This is a genomic window from Ruegeria sp. CK2, from assembly GCF_056536585.1.
The window spans coordinates 426,559-444,515 of sequence record NZ_JBQFPW010000002.1 but is presented as its reverse complement, the minus strand read 5'-3'; the positions used below and the strand labels follow the sequence as shown (position 1 = coordinate 444,515).

Here is a 17,957-nt window from a genome sequence, read left to right as displayed (position 1 = left end):
AGGGAAGAACATGAAACATTTTGCTAAGATCGCCGCTTCGGCTGCAGCGCTTTCTGTGACATCGCTAGCTGCCCATGCAGATGAATTCCGTCTGGGCCTGATCACGCCACCTCCGCATATCTGGACCAAGGCGGCCGAGTCCTTTGGGGCCGAGCTGAACGAAGCCAGCGGTGGTGCCCATACCGTATCTGTATTCCCCGCCCGTCAGTTGGGCAACGAGGCAGAGATGCTGCAACAATTGCAGACTGGCGCGCTGGATATGGCATTCATGACCGTGGCCGAAGTGTCGAACCGCGCACCTGATCTGGGTGCGTTTTATGCACCGTATCTCGCGGATGATATCGGCCACGCGGGGCGCATCCTACGTTCGGATACCGCAAAATCGATGCTGGAACCCCTGCCTGGTCAGGTTGGCGTTGTAGGCTTAGGTTACGGTATGGCCGGGCTGCGCCAGATCGTCAGCCGGGGCGATGTGTCTTCGGCAGAGGACCTGTCTGGTCTGAAACTGCGGATCACGCCGTTCACGCCGATTTTGGATTTCTACAACGCGGTCGGAGCTGCACCAACACCAATGCCGCTGCCTGCTGTCTATGACGCGCTGGCCAATGGGCAGGTCGATGCCATTGATATGGATGCAGAACTGATCTGGGTGCTGAAATACTATGATCACGCCGACACGATCGTTCAATCCGACCACATGATGTTCCCGATGGTCGGGCTGGTCTCGGCCAAAGTCTGGGCGGGACTGTCCGAAGAAGACCGCGCGATGATCGGTGAACTGATGGCCAAGCATGTCGACAGCACCATCGATGCCTATGTTGCCAACGAAGCGAAGTGGCTGGAACAGATAGAGGGAACCGGCAAGGCCTACAAGAAAGTCGATGCCTCATTCTTTGGCGATGCGATTGAGGAATGGAACGGCATCTGGTCTGAAAAAACCTCGTCCCTTGACGCGCTGCGCGAGACTGCGGCAGAAACCAAATAAAGTTGAACGTTTCAGGGAAAGGGCGCAGGTCAATCCTGCGCCCTTTTTCATAGGGGATCGGCTATGTTATACCGGCTGTCTGCAGCGTGGGCGTGGGTTGAGTTATGGTGTGCCGCAGCACTGGCCGTTTGCGTCACCCTATTGATCTTGTTGAATGTCGTGACACGCACGGCGGGTAACGCCTTGTTCTGGGTGGATGAATTGGCGATCTATGCCATGGTTTGGATGACATTCCTTGGCGCGTCAGCCGCGTTGCACCACCGCAATTCGGTCTCGATCACGATCCTTGCCGATCTGGTTCCACCTCATATCCGGGCAATAATCCGAAAAGCAGTCGACATCGTTGTCTTCGCGTTTGCAATCGCGATGCTGTGGTTCTGCTGGCGGTGGTTTTTGCCACTGGACATCGCTCGTACAGGGTTCGATGTCGTGGTTTTTCAAGGCAATACGTTCAACTTCATCTATGCCGAACCGACCTCAACCCTCGGGCTTCCGAAGTTTCTGTTTTGGCTCGTGATGTGGCTGTTTGCTTTGGGGGCAACGCTACATTCTACGATGCATCTTCTGACGCGTCCCGGACAAGGGTCACCGGCATGAGCCCGATTGTCTTTCTAGCCACCCTGCTGTTGTCGGTGCCCGTTGCCATCGTGTTGGCGATCACTGCAATCTGGTACATCTGGGAAAGCGGGAACACGGTTCTGTACGACAGTTTCGCGCAGAAAATGTTTGGCGGGTTGGAAAACTACGGCCTGCTGGCAATCCCGCTGTTCATGCTGACCGGAGAACTGATGAATGAAGGCGGCATGACACGCCGCCTGGTCGCTTTGGCGCGTGTATTCGTGGGCGGATTCCGGGGCGGGCTCGCCTATATCAACCTGCTGGCCAATATGTTCATGGCCGCCATCATCGGCTCGGCAACCGCACAGATCGCTGTGATGTCCCGCGCCATGGTCCCCGCGATGGAGGAAGAGGGTTATAGCAAGGGCTTCGCCGCCGCCACGACAGCAGCCGGGGGCCTGTTGGCACCGGTCATCCCGCCGTCAATGATGTTCGTTATCTTTGGCGTTTTGGCGCAGATTCCCATCGGCGACATGTTCATCGCCGGGATCATACCCGGCCTGCTGCTGGCAGGAGCCTTTGCTTTGGTGATCACGCTTGTCGGTTGGTTTCAGCAATTCCCAAAGGGCGTCTGGATGTCCCGCCGCGATGCCATGCAAGCCCTGATCGCCGCCCTGCCCGCGATGCTTATCCCGGTTTCGATCATAGGTGGTATTCTGTTTGGCATCGCTACGCCGACAGAATCCGCAGCCATCGCTTCGCTGATCGCATTTCTGGTCGGGTGGCTCATTTACGGAGAGCTAAAGCCGCGACATCTGGGCGAGATGTTCAAGCGAACAGCCGCAAACGCATCGATGATCCTGTTCATGATTGCGGCGGCCAGCGTTTTTGGGTGGGTGATCATTTACGAAGAAATACCGCAGCAACTGGCGGGGCTGATCACGTCGATCACATCTAATCCGTTCATGTTTCTGCTGATCGTTAATGCCGCTCTGCTTCTGGTGGGCATGGTGATTGACGGTATCGCCGCCATCATTCTGATCACGCCAATACTGCTGCCGATTGCCATCGGCTCCTACGATATTAGCCCCTATCAGTTCGGCGTTGTGGTGTGCCTGAATCTAGTGCTCGGCTTGCTGACACCTCCTGTTGGCATCGGCCTTTACATCGCTTCGTCAATGAGCGGCACGACGCCCGGAGCTATTCTGAGATCGCTTTGGCCTTTCTTGATTGCCGTAACTGGAGTGTTAATTCTTCTTAGCTACGCTCCACGCCTGTCGACTTTCTTGATCTAGCAAAACGTGATGTCGCCATGTGGCTATGAAGCCACGTATACGGTCAGGTCAAATAGCCCCCATTCGTTCAGGGTGTAGGAACTTGCATATTGGGCTCACACCAGTCATCTGGCGTTTTAAGTAGGACATTGAGCCGGTTCCGGCGGATACAAGGTCAACTAGGCGGACCTTGCCGACAATCGCCACGTTTGCAGTCTTTCAGGCAGGGCAAAGGATTAAGGCCACAAAACCTACTTTCTCTGCGAGTCTTATCGATTGGTGATAAAAGCGCTTACCAGACCTCTACCACCACTGAAGATTTCGCTTGTGCAGCAAGTCGCAAACCGTTGTAAGCTGACGTTCGACTATAGGCAGCATATTGTGTGCTGTGCGGACTACTCAGCCGCTAGCCTTTATGTTTGACCGAATGACGAGCCTTCTTACTGTGAACTGGCTAATTGGAGGAAGGTTCATGTTCCGCACTATTGTCTTAATTTGCGTAATACTTGGTTCAGTTGTTAGCGCCGATCCGAACAATAAAATTCCCACGCATAGATCAGTTGACCTGAAAGTCGGGCAATCTGTTGTAGTGAATGGATACAGAGGGGAGTGCGGTAGCCGACCAAACAACGTCGATCCAAACCGAACACGAAACACAAAGCTTGGTATCTTAAGCAACGGAAAGTGGGGCGTGACGAAAAGTCGAACGTGTGGCGGATGGACTCCAGCGGTTGAGGTCATATTTACCGCGAAAAAGAAAGGTCGAGAGACGATTGAAGTTGCAGGAACCAAAATCAAAGTGACGGTACGCTAACTGACCGTTCACCAGCATTGAAACTGCTATTCGCACCGCGCCAGTGTTTTCCGAAGCAGCTTGTTCCTCCGCATCGAAATGGTCTTTGTAGAGTTGCGAAGAAACGTCGGTACTGGGCTCCTTGCGGTTATTCTCTGCGACGAGTTCGGACGGTTCAAAAGAGCCGATTGCTGCCATTTCTTATGCTTCAACATTTCGCTTGTGCGGCAAGTTGCAAGCTGCACCAATCGGACGTTGGATTTTCCAGGTTAGAAAAGCGAGAGACGCAACTAAGCCAACGTTCGCTAATTGGTTGCGTCTTCGATCCCTTCATGAGCCTATGTCTTCGGGTAATCAGCTTTCGTGAGTTAGGTATTATGAGCGTCCTTTCGGGAAAAACCGCAATCGTTACAGGAGCATCTGCTCCCAATGGCATTGGCCGTGCGATTGCGCTCAGGCTTGCTCAGGATGGAGCAAATTTGGTTGTCGCAGATATCGACGGAGTGTTGGCCATAGATGGTGAAAACCAATCCAGAATAGACCTGCTTGAGAATTTAGCTTCCACAATCTCCTCAGGTCAGGGCAAAGCAATTGCGATCAAGCTGGATGTGACAATACAATCCGATGTCAATAACTGCATTGCTGCTACTCTTGCTGCGTTTGATACGGTAGATGTTCTTGTGAACAATGCGGGGTCGCTTGCAGGATCGGATAACTTCCTTTCGACCACACCTATTCAATGGGAAACCAGCTTTCAGGTCAATATCTTAGGCCCGATGATGATGGCTCAGGCTGTCATACCGATTATGCAAAAGTCCGGTGGCGGCAGGATTATCAACATCGGCTCGACCGGAAGTCTGGGCGCAGAGCCCGGCTTTGGCGCATACACTGCAATGAAACATGGTCTGGTCGGCCTTACGAAAACCATAGCGGCAGAATTTGGTGTGAACGGAATACTCTGCAACACGGTCTGCCCAGGCTATATCTCAACTGACATGCACATGGCGGCGAACAATAGACTGGCGTCAGAGCACGGGATGACGATCGAGGACGTGAAATCCAAAAGGTATGAGAGTGTAGCGCTGCGCGACGCCGGTTTACCGATGGATGTTGCGAATGCTGTAGCTTATCTCGCCGGACCACAGGCCAACTATGTGACCGGCATCAATTTACCCGTAACAGGAGGCGCTCCAGCGGGAATTTAGACAAACGAAGTGTGTAGGTTTGGGCTCGCAGCGGCCCCTCTCTGCGGCCAGTTCGGACGGGTCATATGGGGCCAAAGTACTGAATGCTGCGGCTTGCATGAAAACCTGCTTTTATCACAGCACGCGGTAGTCACAATTTGACCACAGTGGCGCGATAGCCGCCCATAGCATGAGAAAGACAGTCTTAATACTTGTTGTTGCCCTAGCTGCCTTGGCCGGCTGGCAGTACAAATTGCTGAGAACTGCAAACCAACAGCTTTTGATAGCTGAACAGCGGGTTGCGGAAGTAGTCTCTGCCGGAACCAATAGTCTTAATTTCAACGATCTCACTGAACTAAGGAGCCTTCCGGCCAACATAGGTGACATTCCAAACCTTAAATACCTGAAAGCACGAGAAACCAACTTAAGTGATTTGTCTGGGCTGGAAGGTAACGCAACACTCGAGCAGCTTGACGTGAACATGACACAGGTTTCAGATCTCAAACCGCTTCAGGGCTTGCCGAATTTGAAACTGATTTACCTTCACGACACCTGGGTTTCTGATGTATCGCCCCTCTCAACGATACCATCACTTGAACGCCTTGATATCGGCAAAACACAACTTGAAACGTTGCTGCCTGTTACACAAATCAAAAACTTGACTTGGCTAAATCTTCACAAGAGCCACGCTCTGGACGGGTCTGGTGAACACTTTTTTGCAATGCAGGCGCGTCCCTTCCTTGAGTTGTCAGGTGGAGCCGCGTTCCGCCAAAACTATCAACCGGGTTGGCAGTATAACGCGATACAGCATCTATTGCGCCTGAGAGAGAAGCTTGGATTTTAGCAAATGCCCGTTCAAGGTCGAAACAGTGCAATGGAAGGCAAAACCGTGAGCTGCGCAGTAGTAGCAGTCCCCTAAAAAATGCGAGGAGAAAGCGACAATTCGCTACACCTGCGCCAATGGCAGCTTTGTATTGATGAGCTGAAGAAAGAATAATCCTGTGGGCAAACGCACTGAGGCCCAATCTGGTATGAATTCGAACACCGCTATCTATCTGCTTCGTCACAGCGAAACTGACTGGAACATACAAGGTAGAAGGCAGGGTCACCTCGACTCGCCTCTTACACAGAGAGGTGAATTTCAGGCTGAAAAAAACGCAATGCGGTTGCGGAAGCGAATGTCTCTCGACAGAGAAGTCGCGTTTTTTGCAAGCCCGCTCGGGCGAGCACGGCAAACGGCTTTGATAATGGCTAAGGACCTTGGAATTCCTGAGCAGACTATCGTCTTTGAGCCTCGATTGATTGAATGCAGCTTCGGAATTTGGGAGGGATTGACCACCTCTGAGATCAAAGCTCGTTACCCCGAAGAGTGGCGAGCGCGTTCGAAGGACAAATGGAACGTCCCGGCACCTTCTGGCGAGCCCTACGCAGATGTACATGCACGGGTATCTGCATGGTGCGAAGAGGCATCATTAGCGGAAACCAACTTAGTTGTTTGTCACGGTCTGACCTCTCGAGTTCTTCGAGGAATTTATTCTGACCTCTCCCAAAATTTGGTCTTTGAACTAAATGAACCTCAAGATGGTTTTTTCGAGCTGCGGGATAGCACAGAGATATTAGTGGAGTAACCGCAGGCAAAAAAAAGCGGTCGTTGGTGCCTCGTGCAGAATCCGTAAAATTGGGATCGAACCGAGCATTCTGAGCATCCTGAACGAACGGCCGGTTCAGTGTTGCCGAATGTTCGATCCCCTTAGACGTTTGATGGCAATGCAGACCAAAAAACGCCCGTTTGGGTTTCGAAACAAATGACCACTGTGCTTCGGTTTAGGCTATTGCCGTCGCTTCGATCTCGAACATCAGCCCGGGGATTGCGAGGCGCGTCACACCCAGCAAGGTCATAGGCGGGGCTACCTGATACGGGCCAAAGCGCATCCCCATCAGGTCAAAATTCTTTAAGGCCTCATCCACATCGGTGACGTAGATGCCGAGTTTGGTCACATTGCTCAGATCCATTCCTGCTTTTCTGATCACCGTTTCCAGGTTGTCCAAGGCCAATTGGATTTGTGCGCGCATATCGTCCGGGTGCTGTGGTACGCCATTTTCGTCCACAGCAGTTTGACCTGCGCAAATGACTTGACGGGTCGCACCATCGATCACCTCTGCCTGATTGTAGCCCAGCTTGATTGACCATTCCCATGGGTTCACTGCGGTCCGTTCCATGTTGCAATCTCCTTGTGTTGCGTTGCTGGAATCGGTGTAGATCAAAATAGTGCCAGAAACTGGCACTATTTATGATATCGTGCCAATATGAACATTCGACTCAGACATGACTCCATCGTGCGGACCCTCCGCCGCAACAGCACATCCACCATTGACGCCCTCGCCGATGAGGTAGGGGCATCCCGCAGGACAGTGTTGCGCGATATCAGCAAGCTGAGGGACGAGGGCTATGTTATCCATTCCGATGTCGGGCGCGGTGGCGGGTTACAGCTTGACCCGCAATCGATACAAACGACGGCCAAGCTGTCTGTGCCAGAGGTCTTGGCCTTGCTGATCAGTGTCGCGACGATGCGCGCAGCAGGGAACCTTCCGTTTTCGGAATTGGCGGATGCCGGGCTTGCCAAGATCGAAAAGGCTTTACCCCGAGATAAGGTGCGCGATCTGCGCGCGTTCCTTGATTGTCTGCATATCGGTCAGTTGTCTCCGCTGCAGGATCTGTCCGATATGGGCGAAATGGATCCCGAACTTCTGCCTGCGTTTGAAGCAGCGTTTTTGGGGCGACACCTGATCCGCTTTGACTATCGCGATGCGAAAGGTCAACGTACGAAGCGCGAAGTGGAGCCGCAAGCCATGCTGATCCTGCCGCCGCTTTGGTATCTCGTCGCTTGGGACCCAACGCGCGAGGATTTCCGCCACTTCCGTATGGACCGTATCACCACTCCGGAAACCGTCGCTTACAGCAGTTTTCGACGCAGAAACGTTCCGTTTGAAGACGACGTCTGCCCATATAGCGAATTGCAAATATGATCGAAAAGCAGCCATTCGGGGTGAGTGCAGCATCTGGTAGGATGGCTCGCTTACGGCCGTTCTCTACAATCAGCCCCGATTGGGAAAGAGCCCATTTTGACAATTGCTGCACGACGTAGGAATGTCTGCTTGTAGTTGATTGGAGCGATCAGGCGTCACGTCTCAAAAAGCTGTTTCTCCGACTCGCCTTGGGCGGAAGACTACCATTTTCGAGACAATTCTTGACTTGGAATTCGAAACGCCAGCTTGCGAATATGGAACCGACGTCCTCACTGGGCAGCGATTTTGAGATACCCGACCCATCTAGGTCTATTCTGGAAGACGAGCGCGGAATGGTTGGTCCAAGCGGTCAACTGATGCCATTTTTTCCAAGTGTACTTTCGGCTGAACAAGTTACGGGGCGCGAGGTCAATGAGGTACTGACGCATGTCGGAACTTACGGCATGGGCGGCCCAGGCTATTTTGGCTTACGGCTTGGAGAAGAGTGGCTGGTTATAGCAATTTGGGGTGCCAGCGAATGGATAGTAGCTGATGGTATTCTGATCCAAGGCCACTTTTTCGAAAATTATGGCAGACCACGTCCATGGATTACCGAGGATGCCGATAACCCTAGCCCCAAGTTAGTCGACTCAAAGGTAAATTCTCTAGAATTAATGCAAAAATATATGCGGATATCTTTTTCCAACGGTATGTCGTTGGTCATTGATGAGGCCGCGGAGGATCGGCCGATACTGGAGGGCACAAAGAGACCACGAGAGTTCATGGCTGATGATGATTTGCGCAAGGCTGTCTTTTTGTCTCCAACGGCAGAGATATGGGTGTAACCGATGGCAATTCCGAAAGCGGCCGTTGGAGCAACTGCAGCGAATTGACGCTTTGTCCGCTCAGCAGACCCTTAAGCCCTCAGAACCGGCTCAACGTCCTACTGAAACCGTCAGATGACCGCTTTGAGCCCAGACCTACCGATGCTGCGCCTTGCACTAAGGTCCGCTTTGATTAAGCGCACATCGTCCGATCACGTGATCAAGTCGGTGATGAAACTTGCACGACTTCATCAGGAAAAGCTGCCCTCAACTCTTCTCGAACTTTGGTGAGAATTTCTCCAAGTAGGTTCCGTCCTGGCCACAGCGCTTCCGGTGTGCCATCGGCAACAGAAGCTTCGAGTCCGATACCCCAAATAGTGTCAACAGGACTCGCTTCCACGAGTTTCCGTTCACCGGTTTGGAATAATTTCCGTCGAAGCCCTTTGTTCTGCCGAAACTTCTCCAGATTGATCCGGTACACAATCTCGTACTTGTTTGCGTCCCACACGGTGTCACTGAAACTTTTAACGCGCCTTCCCAAAGCCTTTTGTCGCCCAGGCTCAGCAGCTTCCAAGATTAGCTCCGCAGTTTCTCTATCTTCAAAAAGCAGCGCCTTGAAATACATCATGGCTTGTTCAGCCGTCTCGAAACTACGACCGTCCATCTCAATTTCGGAGCGCTGCCACTGGCTGAAAGGGCCAGACCAGTAGAAGTGATATTTGCCGTTAGTTGAATCCATGCCAAGGCAAATACTACCCTCTTAGACAAATCTCCAGCTTGGATGTCACCCTCGACAGGTGCGAGCCAAAAAGCGGACCTTCGTTGAGTTGCACTGGACGGCGGCAATGTCCGCACAGCCGACATTGCCTCCTTCCCGTTGCGTTACAGCATGGCGGGCACGACCTGATCCGGTGGACGGTGTCCATCTTCGAAGGTTTTGATGTTGATGATAACCTTCTCACCCATTTCGATCCGCCCCTCCAAAGTGGCAGACCCCATATGAGGTAGCAAAACCACGTTCGGTAATTGTCGCAGCCGCGGGTTCACATCGGTGCCATGTTCATAAACATCCAAGCCCGCCCCTGCGATATCACCGGATCGGATCATTCGGGTCAGGGCGTTTTCGTCGACGACTTCGCCGCGTGAGGTATTCACGATCACCGCCGATGTCTTCATCAGCTTTAATCGGCGCGCGTTCATCAGGTGGAAGGTCGAAGGGGTCGAGGGGCAATTGACCGATATCACGTCCATCCGTGCCACCATCTGGTCGAGGCTTTCCCAATATGTGGCTTCCAGCTCCTGCTCGACCTCGGGGCGTAAACGACGGCGATTGTGGTAATGCACCTGCATCCCAAACGCGCTGGCGCGGCGGGCGACCGCCTGCCCGATCCGCCCCATACCGAGTATGCCCAAACGTCGCCCGCCGATCCGACCTCCAAGGAAAGCCGTTGGCGCCCAGCCCGACCAATCGCCCTGCTGCATCACGCCCAGACCTTCGGGAATACGACGGGTGACCGCAAGGATAAGGGCCATAGTCATATCGGCAGTGTCGTCTGTCAGGACACCGGGTGTATTCGACACCAGAATTCCGCGCTGGCGGGCCGTCGCCACATCGATGTTGTCGACACCTGCACCGTAATTTGCGATCAACCGCAGCCTTTCGCCCGCCTGTCCCAGCAAACCTCCGTCAATCGAATCCGTGACCGTTGGCACCAATACATCTGCTTCGTTGACCGCCTCGACCAATTCTTCACGCGTCATGGGCACATCATTGTCGCGCAATCGGACATCAAAAAGCTCACTTAGCCGGGTTTCGACCGCCTCAGGCAACCGTCGCGTTACAACAACACTCAGACGTTCTCGTGGCACTTTAGCCCTCCCACTGCTTTGCAAACGCGCGCGCTCCATGGCATCGTGGCGCAGGATAAGGCGGGGCACAAGAACCCCATAGGCATTGAGTCGACCTTTTTTCGAAAGCAGATCAACAGGCACAAGAGCAGTTAGTCAGTGAACGGCCTTCTATCGGTGAAACGCCTTTTCTGGGCGGTCCTTTCCATTTCCTTGTTTGCGTTGGTCCCGATTGCGGCTCACGCACAGGACAAACGTGGCCCGGTGACGAACTTGCCGCTGCCGCGCTATGTCTCGATGAAAGCCGCCGAAGGGAACGTGCGCCGCGGGCCGTCTTTGACCCATCGAATCGATTGGGTGTTCAAGCGTCGCGGCATGCCATTGCAGATCACAGCCGAATACGGCAATTGGCGCAAAGTTCAGGACCGCGACGGGGCTGGCGGCTGGGTTCACTACGCGTTGCTGTCAGGTGTCCGTACGGTATTGATCGAATCCGAAATGCTACCCGTCTATTCTCGCCCTGATCCTAGCGCGCCGGTTAGTGCTCATTTCGAAACAGGTGTCGTGGCGCGCCTTGGGTCCTGCTCGCTGGACTGGTGCAAGGTGTCAGCCGGAGGTCACCGTGGCTGGACGATGAAATCGAACCTCTGGGGTGTGGACCCGTCTGAGATCCGGGAATAGACTTTTTGCCTTTCAATCGCATCCGACAATGGTTCGCTTCCTGTCATCTCATAGGCTTGCCCTGACCACTGGCGTAGTTATTGTGACGCGTCAGGATCAGAGGATCATTCATGAAAGCCGTCACGTATACCACCTTCGGCGACGCTGCAGATGTATTGCAGCTTCAAGACATGCTGCTGCAAACACCTAGGCCTGGTGAGGTCACCGTTGATCTGGCCTTTTCAGGCGTGAACCCCTCTGACATCAAGGCACGCGCCGGATCTAGACCGGGCATTACAAAACCACCTTTTCCCGTGATAATTCCCCATAGCGACGGGTCTGGGGTGATCTCGGCCGTTGGGGAGGGCGTCCCTGCTTCGCGGATTGGTCAGCGTGTCTGGGTTTGGAACGGCCAATGGAAGCGTGCGTTTGGAACAGCCGCAACGCAGATCGCTTTGCCCGAGGCGCAAGCCGTCCAAATGCCAGATCCAGTCTCGCTGGAAGCCGGAGCCGTTCTTGGAATTCCGGGGCTGACAGCCTGCCATGCGGTGTCTTCCGGCGGAGACCCCACAGACCAGACGATTCTGATTCATGGGGGTGCAGGCACAGTGGGCTATCTGGCAGTGCAGCTGGCCAAATGGGCGGGAGCAAGCGTCATCGCAACAGCCAGCCCGCGCGACTTTGAACGCGTTTGCGACGCCGGTGCAGACTTTGTGATCGACTATTCCGCCGATGACCTTGCCGACCAAATACTCGATGCCAACAAAGGGCAAACGGTTGACCGAATCATTGACGTTGAGTTTGGCCAGAACGTCGAAACAAACACGACTGTCATATCCGAGAATGGCCGAATAAACGCGTATGGCTCAGCTCAGCACATGACGCCCATCTTGCCTTTCTATCCCTTGATGTTCAAAGCAGTAACCCTTGAGGTGGTTTTGATCTACCTTCTGCCCGAGAACGCCCGAGCAACCGCCATTGAAAAGCTCCATAGCGCCTTGGCAGCCGGTGCGTTGGTTTGCCCAATCCAAAAGGTTCTGCCATTGCAAGACTGCGCAAGGGCGCACGAACTGGTACAGGCTGGCAACCGGACCGGCGCAGTACTGATCGAGACAATCTGAGGGCATGAGAAACTAAGAGTCGGGTGTTCAAATTTTTTATCCAAAAGCTCTTGAACCCTGCCAACAACAGTCGTAGATAGCCGCTCACCGTTGGGGTGTAGCCAAGTGGTAAGGCAGCAGTTTTTGGTACTGTGTATCGTAGGTTCGAATCCTACCACCCCAGCCATGATTTTCCCTTTGTGTCGTCTGGTATGAATCGGAACTTGTCCGACTTGAAACGCAAGTTTTGTCGGGTAAGAGCGCAACTTTTACCAAAACTGGCGGTTTTGCAGTTGGTTCTCAGCCCAGTTAGCTGGTTGCCTAGTTTCCAAGAACTGCCACGGACATGAGGTCTGGAGGCTCTGGAATCAGCACCCAAGGGCGGTTTGGGCTGAAGCAATGGGTTGCGATATCGCATTCAAACTGGGAGGTAACGCCATAGCCGCCCCAGCAACAAAACCGCATAACAGCAAAACAACCAACCTCGTTGTTCTCATCCTGGACTTCGCCTGATCGCCGCCAATGGGATACATGGCTGCCCCACTATGGCCGTGTCGCTTCGAGACAAGATCATCGTCGCTAGTGAGGTAAGCTCATAAGCGCAGCAATGGAGCCTTAGAATGCCGACAGCAATACGACCAAATGTGATACTGATCTTGGCCGATGACCTGGGCTTTGCTGATTTAGGTGCAACCGGATCTGAAATCCTAACTCCGAACATTGATGCTCTTGCGCGCGACGGCGTGCTGCTTTCGGCAATGTATAACTGCGCCCGTTGTTGTCCTACACGAGCGTCTCTTTTGACCGGGTTGTACCCGCACAACGCTGGCGTGGGTCACATGGGAGCCAACCTGGGAACGCCTGCATACCAAGGTTTTTTGCGTAATGACAGCGCCACGATTGCAGAGCATCTGAGGGCAAATGGCTATAGGACCCTGATGTCCGGCAAATGGCATGTCGCGGGAGACTTCATGGCGCGCGAAGTTGACAGCTGGCGGGTTGGAGATGTTGAGCATCCTACGCCGCGACAGCGTGGTTTTGATCGCTTTTACGGCATTGTAGACGGCGTCACACACTTCTTCTCGCCGCATTACATGCTCGAAGACGACAGCCGTGTGATGACATTCCCGGATGATTTCTATTTCACAGATTCAATCACGGACAAAGCGATTGGAATGATCGAGGAAACCCCCGACGATCAGCCCTTTTTCCTCTATCTCGCTCATACTGCGCCGCACTGGCCCCTGCATGCCCATCCCGAGGATATCGCTCGCTATGACGGAGTATATACAACAGGCTGGGACGCCATCCGTACTGCGCGGCATGAGACAATGAATGGCATAAATCTATTCCAGACCAACTGGGATATTTCACCACGCGATGCCGATGTTCAACCTTGGGACGCAGAGAAGAACACAGATTGGGAAGCGCGCAAGATGGCCACGTACGCTGCGATGGTGGACCGGATGGATCAATCGATTGGGAGGCTTATCTCTGAACTGAAGCGCATGGGACAGTTTGAAAACACGCTGATCATGTTTCTTTCTGACAATGGCGGATGCGCTGAATTCATGGCCGAAGACGGCTGGGCAAAGTTCTTTCCCGATACCACGAATGATGGTCGTCATATCAAAATGGGAAACTGCCCCGACGTGATGCCGGGCGATGCGCAGACTTATCAAAGCTACGACAAACCATGGGCAAATGTCTCAAACGCACCGTTTCGTTTGTTCAAACACTACGTCCATGAGGGTGGCATCTCGACACCGCTCATAGCGCATTGGCCCAATGGGCTCGCACCGGGCGCAAATGCGCACGCGGCTTGCCACGTCGTCGATATTCTACCGACTATTTTGGAGGCGACGGGAAGCCAGTACCAAGGCGAGGTTGGCGGGCACGAAATTCAACCTTTGCAAGGGCAGTCATTGATGGAGCTATTCCGTGGTAAAGTCTGGGCGCGAGAAAGACCTATCTTTTTCGAACATGAAGGAAACTCGGCAGTACGGCTGGGTCAATTCAAACTTGTCAGGCAGCATGGGCAAGATTGGGAACTCTATGACATCGAAGCAGATCGCACTGAATTGACTGATTTGAGAGGCCGCAACTTTAAATTGGAGGCAGACCTGATTGGTCAATACGATAACTGGGCAAAAGCAACTGGCGTCATGGATTGGGATGTGGCTCTTCCCAGGCTACTTGAGGCGTGGAAAATCGAAACCGCAGAGGGATAGCTAGCATTTTACCCCCGGGGCTCAGAACCATCCATATCAGCACCCCAAGTAAATGACTAATCGCAGCCCGAAGCAGACGTTGGCTTCGGGCTGGGCTAGAGCCGGTCAGCGGACGAAGCCGCTGATGCGATATTCTTAGCCAATGGCCGCTAACAACTCTATGCTGCTATCAAAGACTCTCATTAGACGCATCAGTGAAAAAAATGCCGCAAGCCATTCTAGAGCAGGAATCAGAGATCCGCCTCGCGGTGTTCCTTGTTGTCCTCATTAGCATGGCGGCTTGGGAGGTCGCAGTTCCGCGACGGAGAGTTGAAATTCCTCGGCTTTTGCGCTGGTCAAATAATCTTGCCTTGGTCGCTATCGACACACTCCTCGTTCGGCTTGTGTTCCCAGTGGTCGCAGTCGGACTTGCTGTGATCGCTCAAGAAAGTGGCTGGGGTCTCCTAAACCAGATTGGTATACCTTACTGGTTGGCCATTCTCATTGCGATTTTGGCGCTTGATCTAGCGATCTATTTTCAACATGTCCTGTTCCATGCCGTGCCAGCACTTTGGCGTCTGCACCGCATGCACCATGCTGATCTTGAGTTTGACGTGACAACGGGTCTACGGTTTCATCCCATCGAAATCCTTCTTTCAATGCTGATCAAGCTAGGCGTCGTATTGGCACTTGGACCACCTGCAATAGCGGTCCTGATCTTTGAAGTCCTGTTGAATGCCAGCTCGCTGTTTAACCACTCCAACATACGCCTTCCGGTCAAGATCGATGCTGTGTTGCGGCTGTTCATCGTCACGCCGGACATGCACCGCATCCATCATTCAATTCTGCCATCAGAGACCAACAGTAACTTCGGGTTCAACGTGCCTTGGTGGGATCGGATTTTGGGAACCTATCTGGCGCAACCCAAATCCGGGCATGAAGACATGACAATTGGAATAGAGCAATTTCGAAATCGGCGCAGCCTTTGGCTTGATCAGATGCTCATTCAACCGCTTCTTGGTCAGGCCAGCGAGTATCCGATAAACCGAAAAGAAGAAGAACCTCAAACAGAGCCAAAACTTAAGTAGGCCACGCCACACGCTAAGCGTTCATTGGTGCGTATCGCAGCATTCGGTAGAATAGGCTCGATCCGGAGCTTCGCCCCAAGAAGCCCGGATAGCCGCATCGCGGACAAAAGCGTACCTTTACGGAAAGTTCCTTAAGGTCTGCTCCTGTTAACAGAAGGGGCGACACGACGGCCGCCCCCTTGACTTAAAATGTGATTGCAAGACTTACAGGGCTCCCACAGCTGTGCTGCGGATGTCTTGCCACTGGTTTTCGGCTTTTGAGATCGTGCCCGCGCGGTCTTTGTTGAATTCATCAAAGATTGCTCGATTCAGGAACACGTAGAGCTTGTCGTCGATGACGGCGTGGAACTCGGGGTCACCGTCGAACTTTTTACCTACGGAAACACCGAAGGTACAGTAGCCACCGTTCTGGGGCAGGTACGCCGCAGGATTTGCTTCAAAGGCTTTCATGTTGGCTTCTGAGGTGAAGTAGTAAGCCACGTCATCATGGACGGCGGTGAATGCAGCGGAGCCCTCAACCGGGTTCGCAGTTGCGATGAACTCAACCGGATCCACCCCATGCAGGCCCAAAGGCGCACCGGCTGCGGTAATTCCACGCGATACGTTGTATTCGTCAGCTGCCATGGCAGCTGTGCCGCTGAAAGCGAGACCGGTCAAAAGAGCGGAGGCTATTGCAAGTTTCTTAATCATTTGGAATTCCTTTTTTTGACTGCGAGGCTCGACCGCCGAGCACTCGCCTTGTGCTAAAAAGATTATCTCCTAAGAACTATCAATCAACTAGACAGCCGAATTTATGAACAGATAGTATCGTATTTCGAACGATCTGACTATTTTGTGGCGGGGCGGATTATTCGCTTATTGAAACGGAACTGCGGGTTGGGACGAGTAGCCATGTCATGAAACGCAAAAGGGGCCGCATCAAATGAGCGACCCCTAGCAACGTCACTGTGCCTCAAGCGCTCAACGCCGCGTCTTCTGGTTGATGTAGTCCAACAACCAAGAGGACCGTCCCGCCGAGCAGTGCATAGTACCAGAAATCAAGACCCGTAAAGCCGAGCAGGAACGGTGCGGCAACAAAGGTCACACCGACAAGAGAGTCGACCGTGAGGTGCAAGCTGTATGGCAGCACTCGAATAATACCGAGGTGATGATCCGTCAGGACCGTTAGCCCGAAGGCCGCGACCCCGGTGGCAACCGAGAGCCAAAGCGCCAGTGGGTTTTCCGCTCCCAGCCCGAAAACAAATGGCATGACAATGAGGCCAACGGCGACAGGATAGTCGAGATATGCGTGGATGGTTTTGGTGACAAAGCGTAGAGACATGGTGGTTTTCCTCTTGTTTTAAACTGCGGCGCAGCATTGATGAGGCCAAGTTAGGCCTTCGACAGAGGTCAAACCATGTCCGAAAGTTTGGAATACTGCACAGATCGTTCAGACTTACGAACGAACGAGGTTTCGTGATTTTCGGAACTCTGCTGGCGTCATCCCGGTCTCTTTTTTGAAAACTCGTGTGAACGACGAGTCCGAGGCATATCCGGCATTTTCAGCGGCTTCTGTGAGAGAGGTGCCAGGCTCTTGCAGAACTTTCTTGGCAAGTTCCATACGCCATCTCGTGACGTATTCCATGGGCGTCATGCTCATCGTTTTCTGAAACTGCACGGCAAAGCTGGTACGCGACATCCCTGCGGCCTGGGCAAGTGTTTCCACGGTCCAGCTATTGGTCGGAGATTTGTGAAACGCATCAAGAGCACGGCTTAGATTCTTGTCCGAAAACGCACCCAAACCCCATTCCGTGGCCTCGTCACCATCAATGAAGCTGCGAATGGCCTGCGCCAGTATCGCTTCTGACATTTTCAGCGCGATCAGGTCTCCACCCAGTTTTGTCCCACCGGCCTCTTCACCAATCATACGAAGCGTGGCTTCCATCCAGCGACCGGCGCTTTCACCGTAGTTTTTGAGGTGGATATACGATGGCAGGCGGTCGAGCAGAATGTGCTTTGAGCTTGGGTCAAATGAGAAATGCCCGCAAACAAGTTGTGTTTCGCTCTGCGGCTCGTCACCACCAAAAACTAGTACGCCTGACCCATCGTAGCCCGACTTTTCCAAAACGGCGTCAAGCGGCAGTACCGTCTTCTCTGGCTCATGACCGCAATAGAGCGAATGCGACGCCCCATGCGGAATGATAACAAGATCGCCCTGCGCCAGATCTATAACCGTTTCGGTACCTTCGACGCGCACAAGGCAGCTACCGCGATGGGCAAAGTGAAATCGGGCCACGTTCTCATAACCCGGTACGGCGACGCCCCAGGGCTTGGTGAACGATGTACGGAAGTACAGCGTCCCGCGCATGGACAGGCTGGTCAGTATGTGGCTTAGAAGATCAAGCATTCCTTCTGTCTAAGCAGCTAGTTGCGAATGTACAGGGCTGT

At 53.3% G+C, this 17,957-nt stretch carries 19 protein-coding genes and 1 tRNA gene; 13 read left to right on the top strand and 7 right to left on the bottom strand.

The window, feature by feature from the left end:
• Window positions 1-10: 10 nt before the first annotated feature.
• The 3 genes from ACR0BU_RS05365 to ACR0BU_RS05355 all read left to right on the top strand — a co-directional run bounded on the left by ACR0BU_RS05365 (window position 11) and on the right by ACR0BU_RS05355 (window position 2,838).
• Window positions 11-985: a TRAP transporter substrate-binding protein gene (locus tag ACR0BU_RS05365; protein WP_480735845.1), complete on the top strand. Its 975-nt coding sequence runs from the start codon at window positions 11-13 to the stop codon at window positions 983-985.
• A gap of 63 nt (window positions 986-1,048) precedes the next feature.
• Window positions 1,049-1,582 carry a TRAP transporter small permease gene (locus tag ACR0BU_RS05360; protein WP_480735846.1) on the top strand — a complete coding sequence of 178 codons (534 nt, stop codon included), beginning with the start codon at window positions 1,049-1,051 and terminating at the stop codon, window positions 1,580-1,582.
• On the top strand, window positions 1,579-2,838 hold the full coding sequence (locus ACR0BU_RS05355) for a TRAP transporter large permease (RefSeq protein WP_480735847.1): 1,260 nt from the start codon (window positions 1,579-1,581) through the stop codon (window positions 2,836-2,838). The genes ACR0BU_RS05360 and ACR0BU_RS05355 overlap by 4 nt, the downstream gene beginning before the upstream one ends.
• Window positions 2,839-3,487: 649 nt before the next feature.
• Here ACR0BU_RS05355 and ACR0BU_RS05350 read toward each other — a convergent pair.
• The gene (locus tag ACR0BU_RS05350; RefSeq protein ID WP_480735849.1) at window positions 3,488-3,808 is read right to left on the bottom strand and encodes a hypothetical protein; all 321 of its coding nucleotides are present in this window, start codon (window positions 3,806-3,808) and stop codon (window positions 3,488-3,490) included.
• Between ACR0BU_RS05350 and ACR0BU_RS05345 the strand changes: the two genes are divergently transcribed.
• The 3 genes from ACR0BU_RS05345 (at window position 3,799) to ACR0BU_RS05335 (ending at window position 6,422) form a co-directional block, all read left to right on the top strand.
• Window positions 3,799-4,815 carry an SDR family NAD(P)-dependent oxidoreductase gene (locus ACR0BU_RS05345; protein ID WP_480735851.1) on the top strand — a complete coding sequence of 339 codons (1,017 nt, stop codon included), beginning with the start codon at window positions 3,799-3,801 and terminating at the stop codon, window positions 4,813-4,815. The genes ACR0BU_RS05350 and ACR0BU_RS05345 overlap by 10 nt on opposite strands.
• A 169-nt stretch (window positions 4,816-4,984) precedes the next feature.
• Window positions 4,985-5,638 (top strand): leucine-rich repeat domain-containing protein, encoded by a 654-nt coding sequence (locus ACR0BU_RS05340; protein WP_480735852.1) that lies wholly within the window; start codon window positions 4,985-4,987, stop codon window positions 5,636-5,638.
• Between the two features lie 187 nt (window positions 5,639-5,825).
• Window positions 5,826-6,422 (top strand): histidine phosphatase family protein, encoded by a 597-nt coding sequence (locus ACR0BU_RS05335; RefSeq protein WP_480736298.1) that lies wholly within the window; start codon window positions 5,826-5,828, stop codon window positions 6,420-6,422.
• 196 nt (window positions 6,423-6,618) lie between these two features.
• Here the strand turns inward: ACR0BU_RS05335 and ACR0BU_RS05330 are convergent, their stop codons facing one another.
• Window positions 6,619-7,014, bottom strand: coding sequence for a RidA family protein (locus ACR0BU_RS05330; RefSeq protein WP_298936832.1), 396 nt, complete (start codon window positions 7,012-7,014; stop codon window positions 6,619-6,621).
• An 87-nt stretch (window positions 7,015-7,101) separates the two neighbouring features.
• On the opposite strand from ACR0BU_RS05330, the gene ACR0BU_RS05325 reads away from it, so the two are divergent.
• A complete protein-coding gene (locus ACR0BU_RS05325; protein ID WP_299085583.1) occupies window positions 7,102-7,821 on the top strand; it encodes a helix-turn-helix transcriptional regulator in 720 nt (239 codons plus the stop codon).
• Window positions 7,822-8,042: 221 nt separating this feature from the next.
• A complete protein-coding gene (locus ACR0BU_RS05320; protein ID WP_480735855.1) occupies window positions 8,043-8,645 on the top strand; it encodes a hypothetical protein in 603 nt (200 codons plus the stop codon).
• Between the two features lie 199 nt (window positions 8,646-8,844).
• On the opposite strand, the gene ACR0BU_RS05315 is transcribed toward ACR0BU_RS05320, so the two are convergent.
• Both ACR0BU_RS05315 and ACR0BU_RS05310 read right to left on the bottom strand, forming a co-directional pair.
• Window positions 8,845-9,363: an NADAR family protein gene (locus tag ACR0BU_RS05315; RefSeq protein WP_480735857.1), complete on the bottom strand. Its 519-nt coding sequence runs from the start codon at window positions 9,361-9,363 to the stop codon at window positions 8,845-8,847.
• Window positions 9,364-9,506: 143 nt separating this feature from the next.
• Window positions 9,507-10,493 (bottom strand): 2-hydroxyacid dehydrogenase, encoded by a 987-nt coding sequence (locus ACR0BU_RS05310; RefSeq protein ID WP_480735858.1) that lies wholly within the window; start codon window positions 10,491-10,493, stop codon window positions 9,507-9,509.
• A 186-nt stretch (window positions 10,494-10,679) separates the two neighbouring features.
• On the opposite strand from ACR0BU_RS05310, the gene ACR0BU_RS05305 reads away from it, so the two are divergent.
• From ACR0BU_RS05305 to ACR0BU_RS05285, 5 genes are all read left to right on the top strand, one after another.
• Window positions 10,680-11,153: an SH3 domain-containing protein gene (locus ACR0BU_RS05305; protein ID WP_298936923.1), complete on the top strand. Its 474-nt coding sequence runs from the start codon at window positions 10,680-10,682 to the stop codon at window positions 11,151-11,153.
• A 110-nt stretch (window positions 11,154-11,263) separates the two neighbouring features.
• On the top strand, window positions 11,264-12,253 hold the full coding sequence (locus tag ACR0BU_RS05300) for an NADPH:quinone reductase (protein ID WP_480735860.1): 990 nt from the start codon (window positions 11,264-11,266) through the stop codon (window positions 12,251-12,253).
• 91 nt (window positions 12,254-12,344) lie between these two features.
• Window positions 12,345-12,419 (top strand) — tRNA-Gln (locus ACR0BU_RS05295).
• Window positions 12,420-12,852: 433 nt separating this feature from the next.
• Window positions 12,853-14,463 carry an arylsulfatase gene (locus tag ACR0BU_RS05290; protein ID WP_480735861.1) on the top strand — a complete coding sequence of 537 codons (1,611 nt, stop codon included), beginning with the start codon at window positions 12,853-12,855 and terminating at the stop codon, window positions 14,461-14,463.
• A 203-nt stretch (window positions 14,464-14,666) separates the two neighbouring features.
• Entirely contained in the window at window positions 14,667-15,530 is an 864-nt protein-coding gene (locus tag ACR0BU_RS05285; RefSeq protein WP_480735863.1) for a sterol desaturase family protein, read from the top strand.
• 204 nt (window positions 15,531-15,734) lie between these two features.
• Here the strand turns inward: ACR0BU_RS05285 and ACR0BU_RS05280 are convergent, their stop codons facing one another.
• From ACR0BU_RS05280 to ACR0BU_RS05270, 3 genes are all read right to left on the bottom strand, one after another.
• The gene (locus ACR0BU_RS05280; RefSeq protein WP_298936838.1) at window positions 15,735-16,220 is read right to left on the bottom strand and encodes a YHS domain-containing (seleno)protein; all 486 of its coding nucleotides are present in this window, start codon (window positions 16,218-16,220) and stop codon (window positions 15,735-15,737) included.
• Between the two features lie 262 nt (window positions 16,221-16,482).
• Window positions 16,483-16,851 (bottom strand): SPW repeat domain-containing protein, encoded by a 369-nt coding sequence (locus tag ACR0BU_RS05275; RefSeq protein WP_298936839.1) that lies wholly within the window; start codon window positions 16,849-16,851, stop codon window positions 16,483-16,485.
• 114 nt (window positions 16,852-16,965) lie between these two features.
• Window positions 16,966-17,916: an AraC family transcriptional regulator gene (locus ACR0BU_RS05270; protein WP_480735865.1), complete on the bottom strand. Its 951-nt coding sequence runs from the start codon at window positions 17,914-17,916 to the stop codon at window positions 16,966-16,968.
• Window positions 17,917-17,957 lie beyond the last annotated feature (41 nt).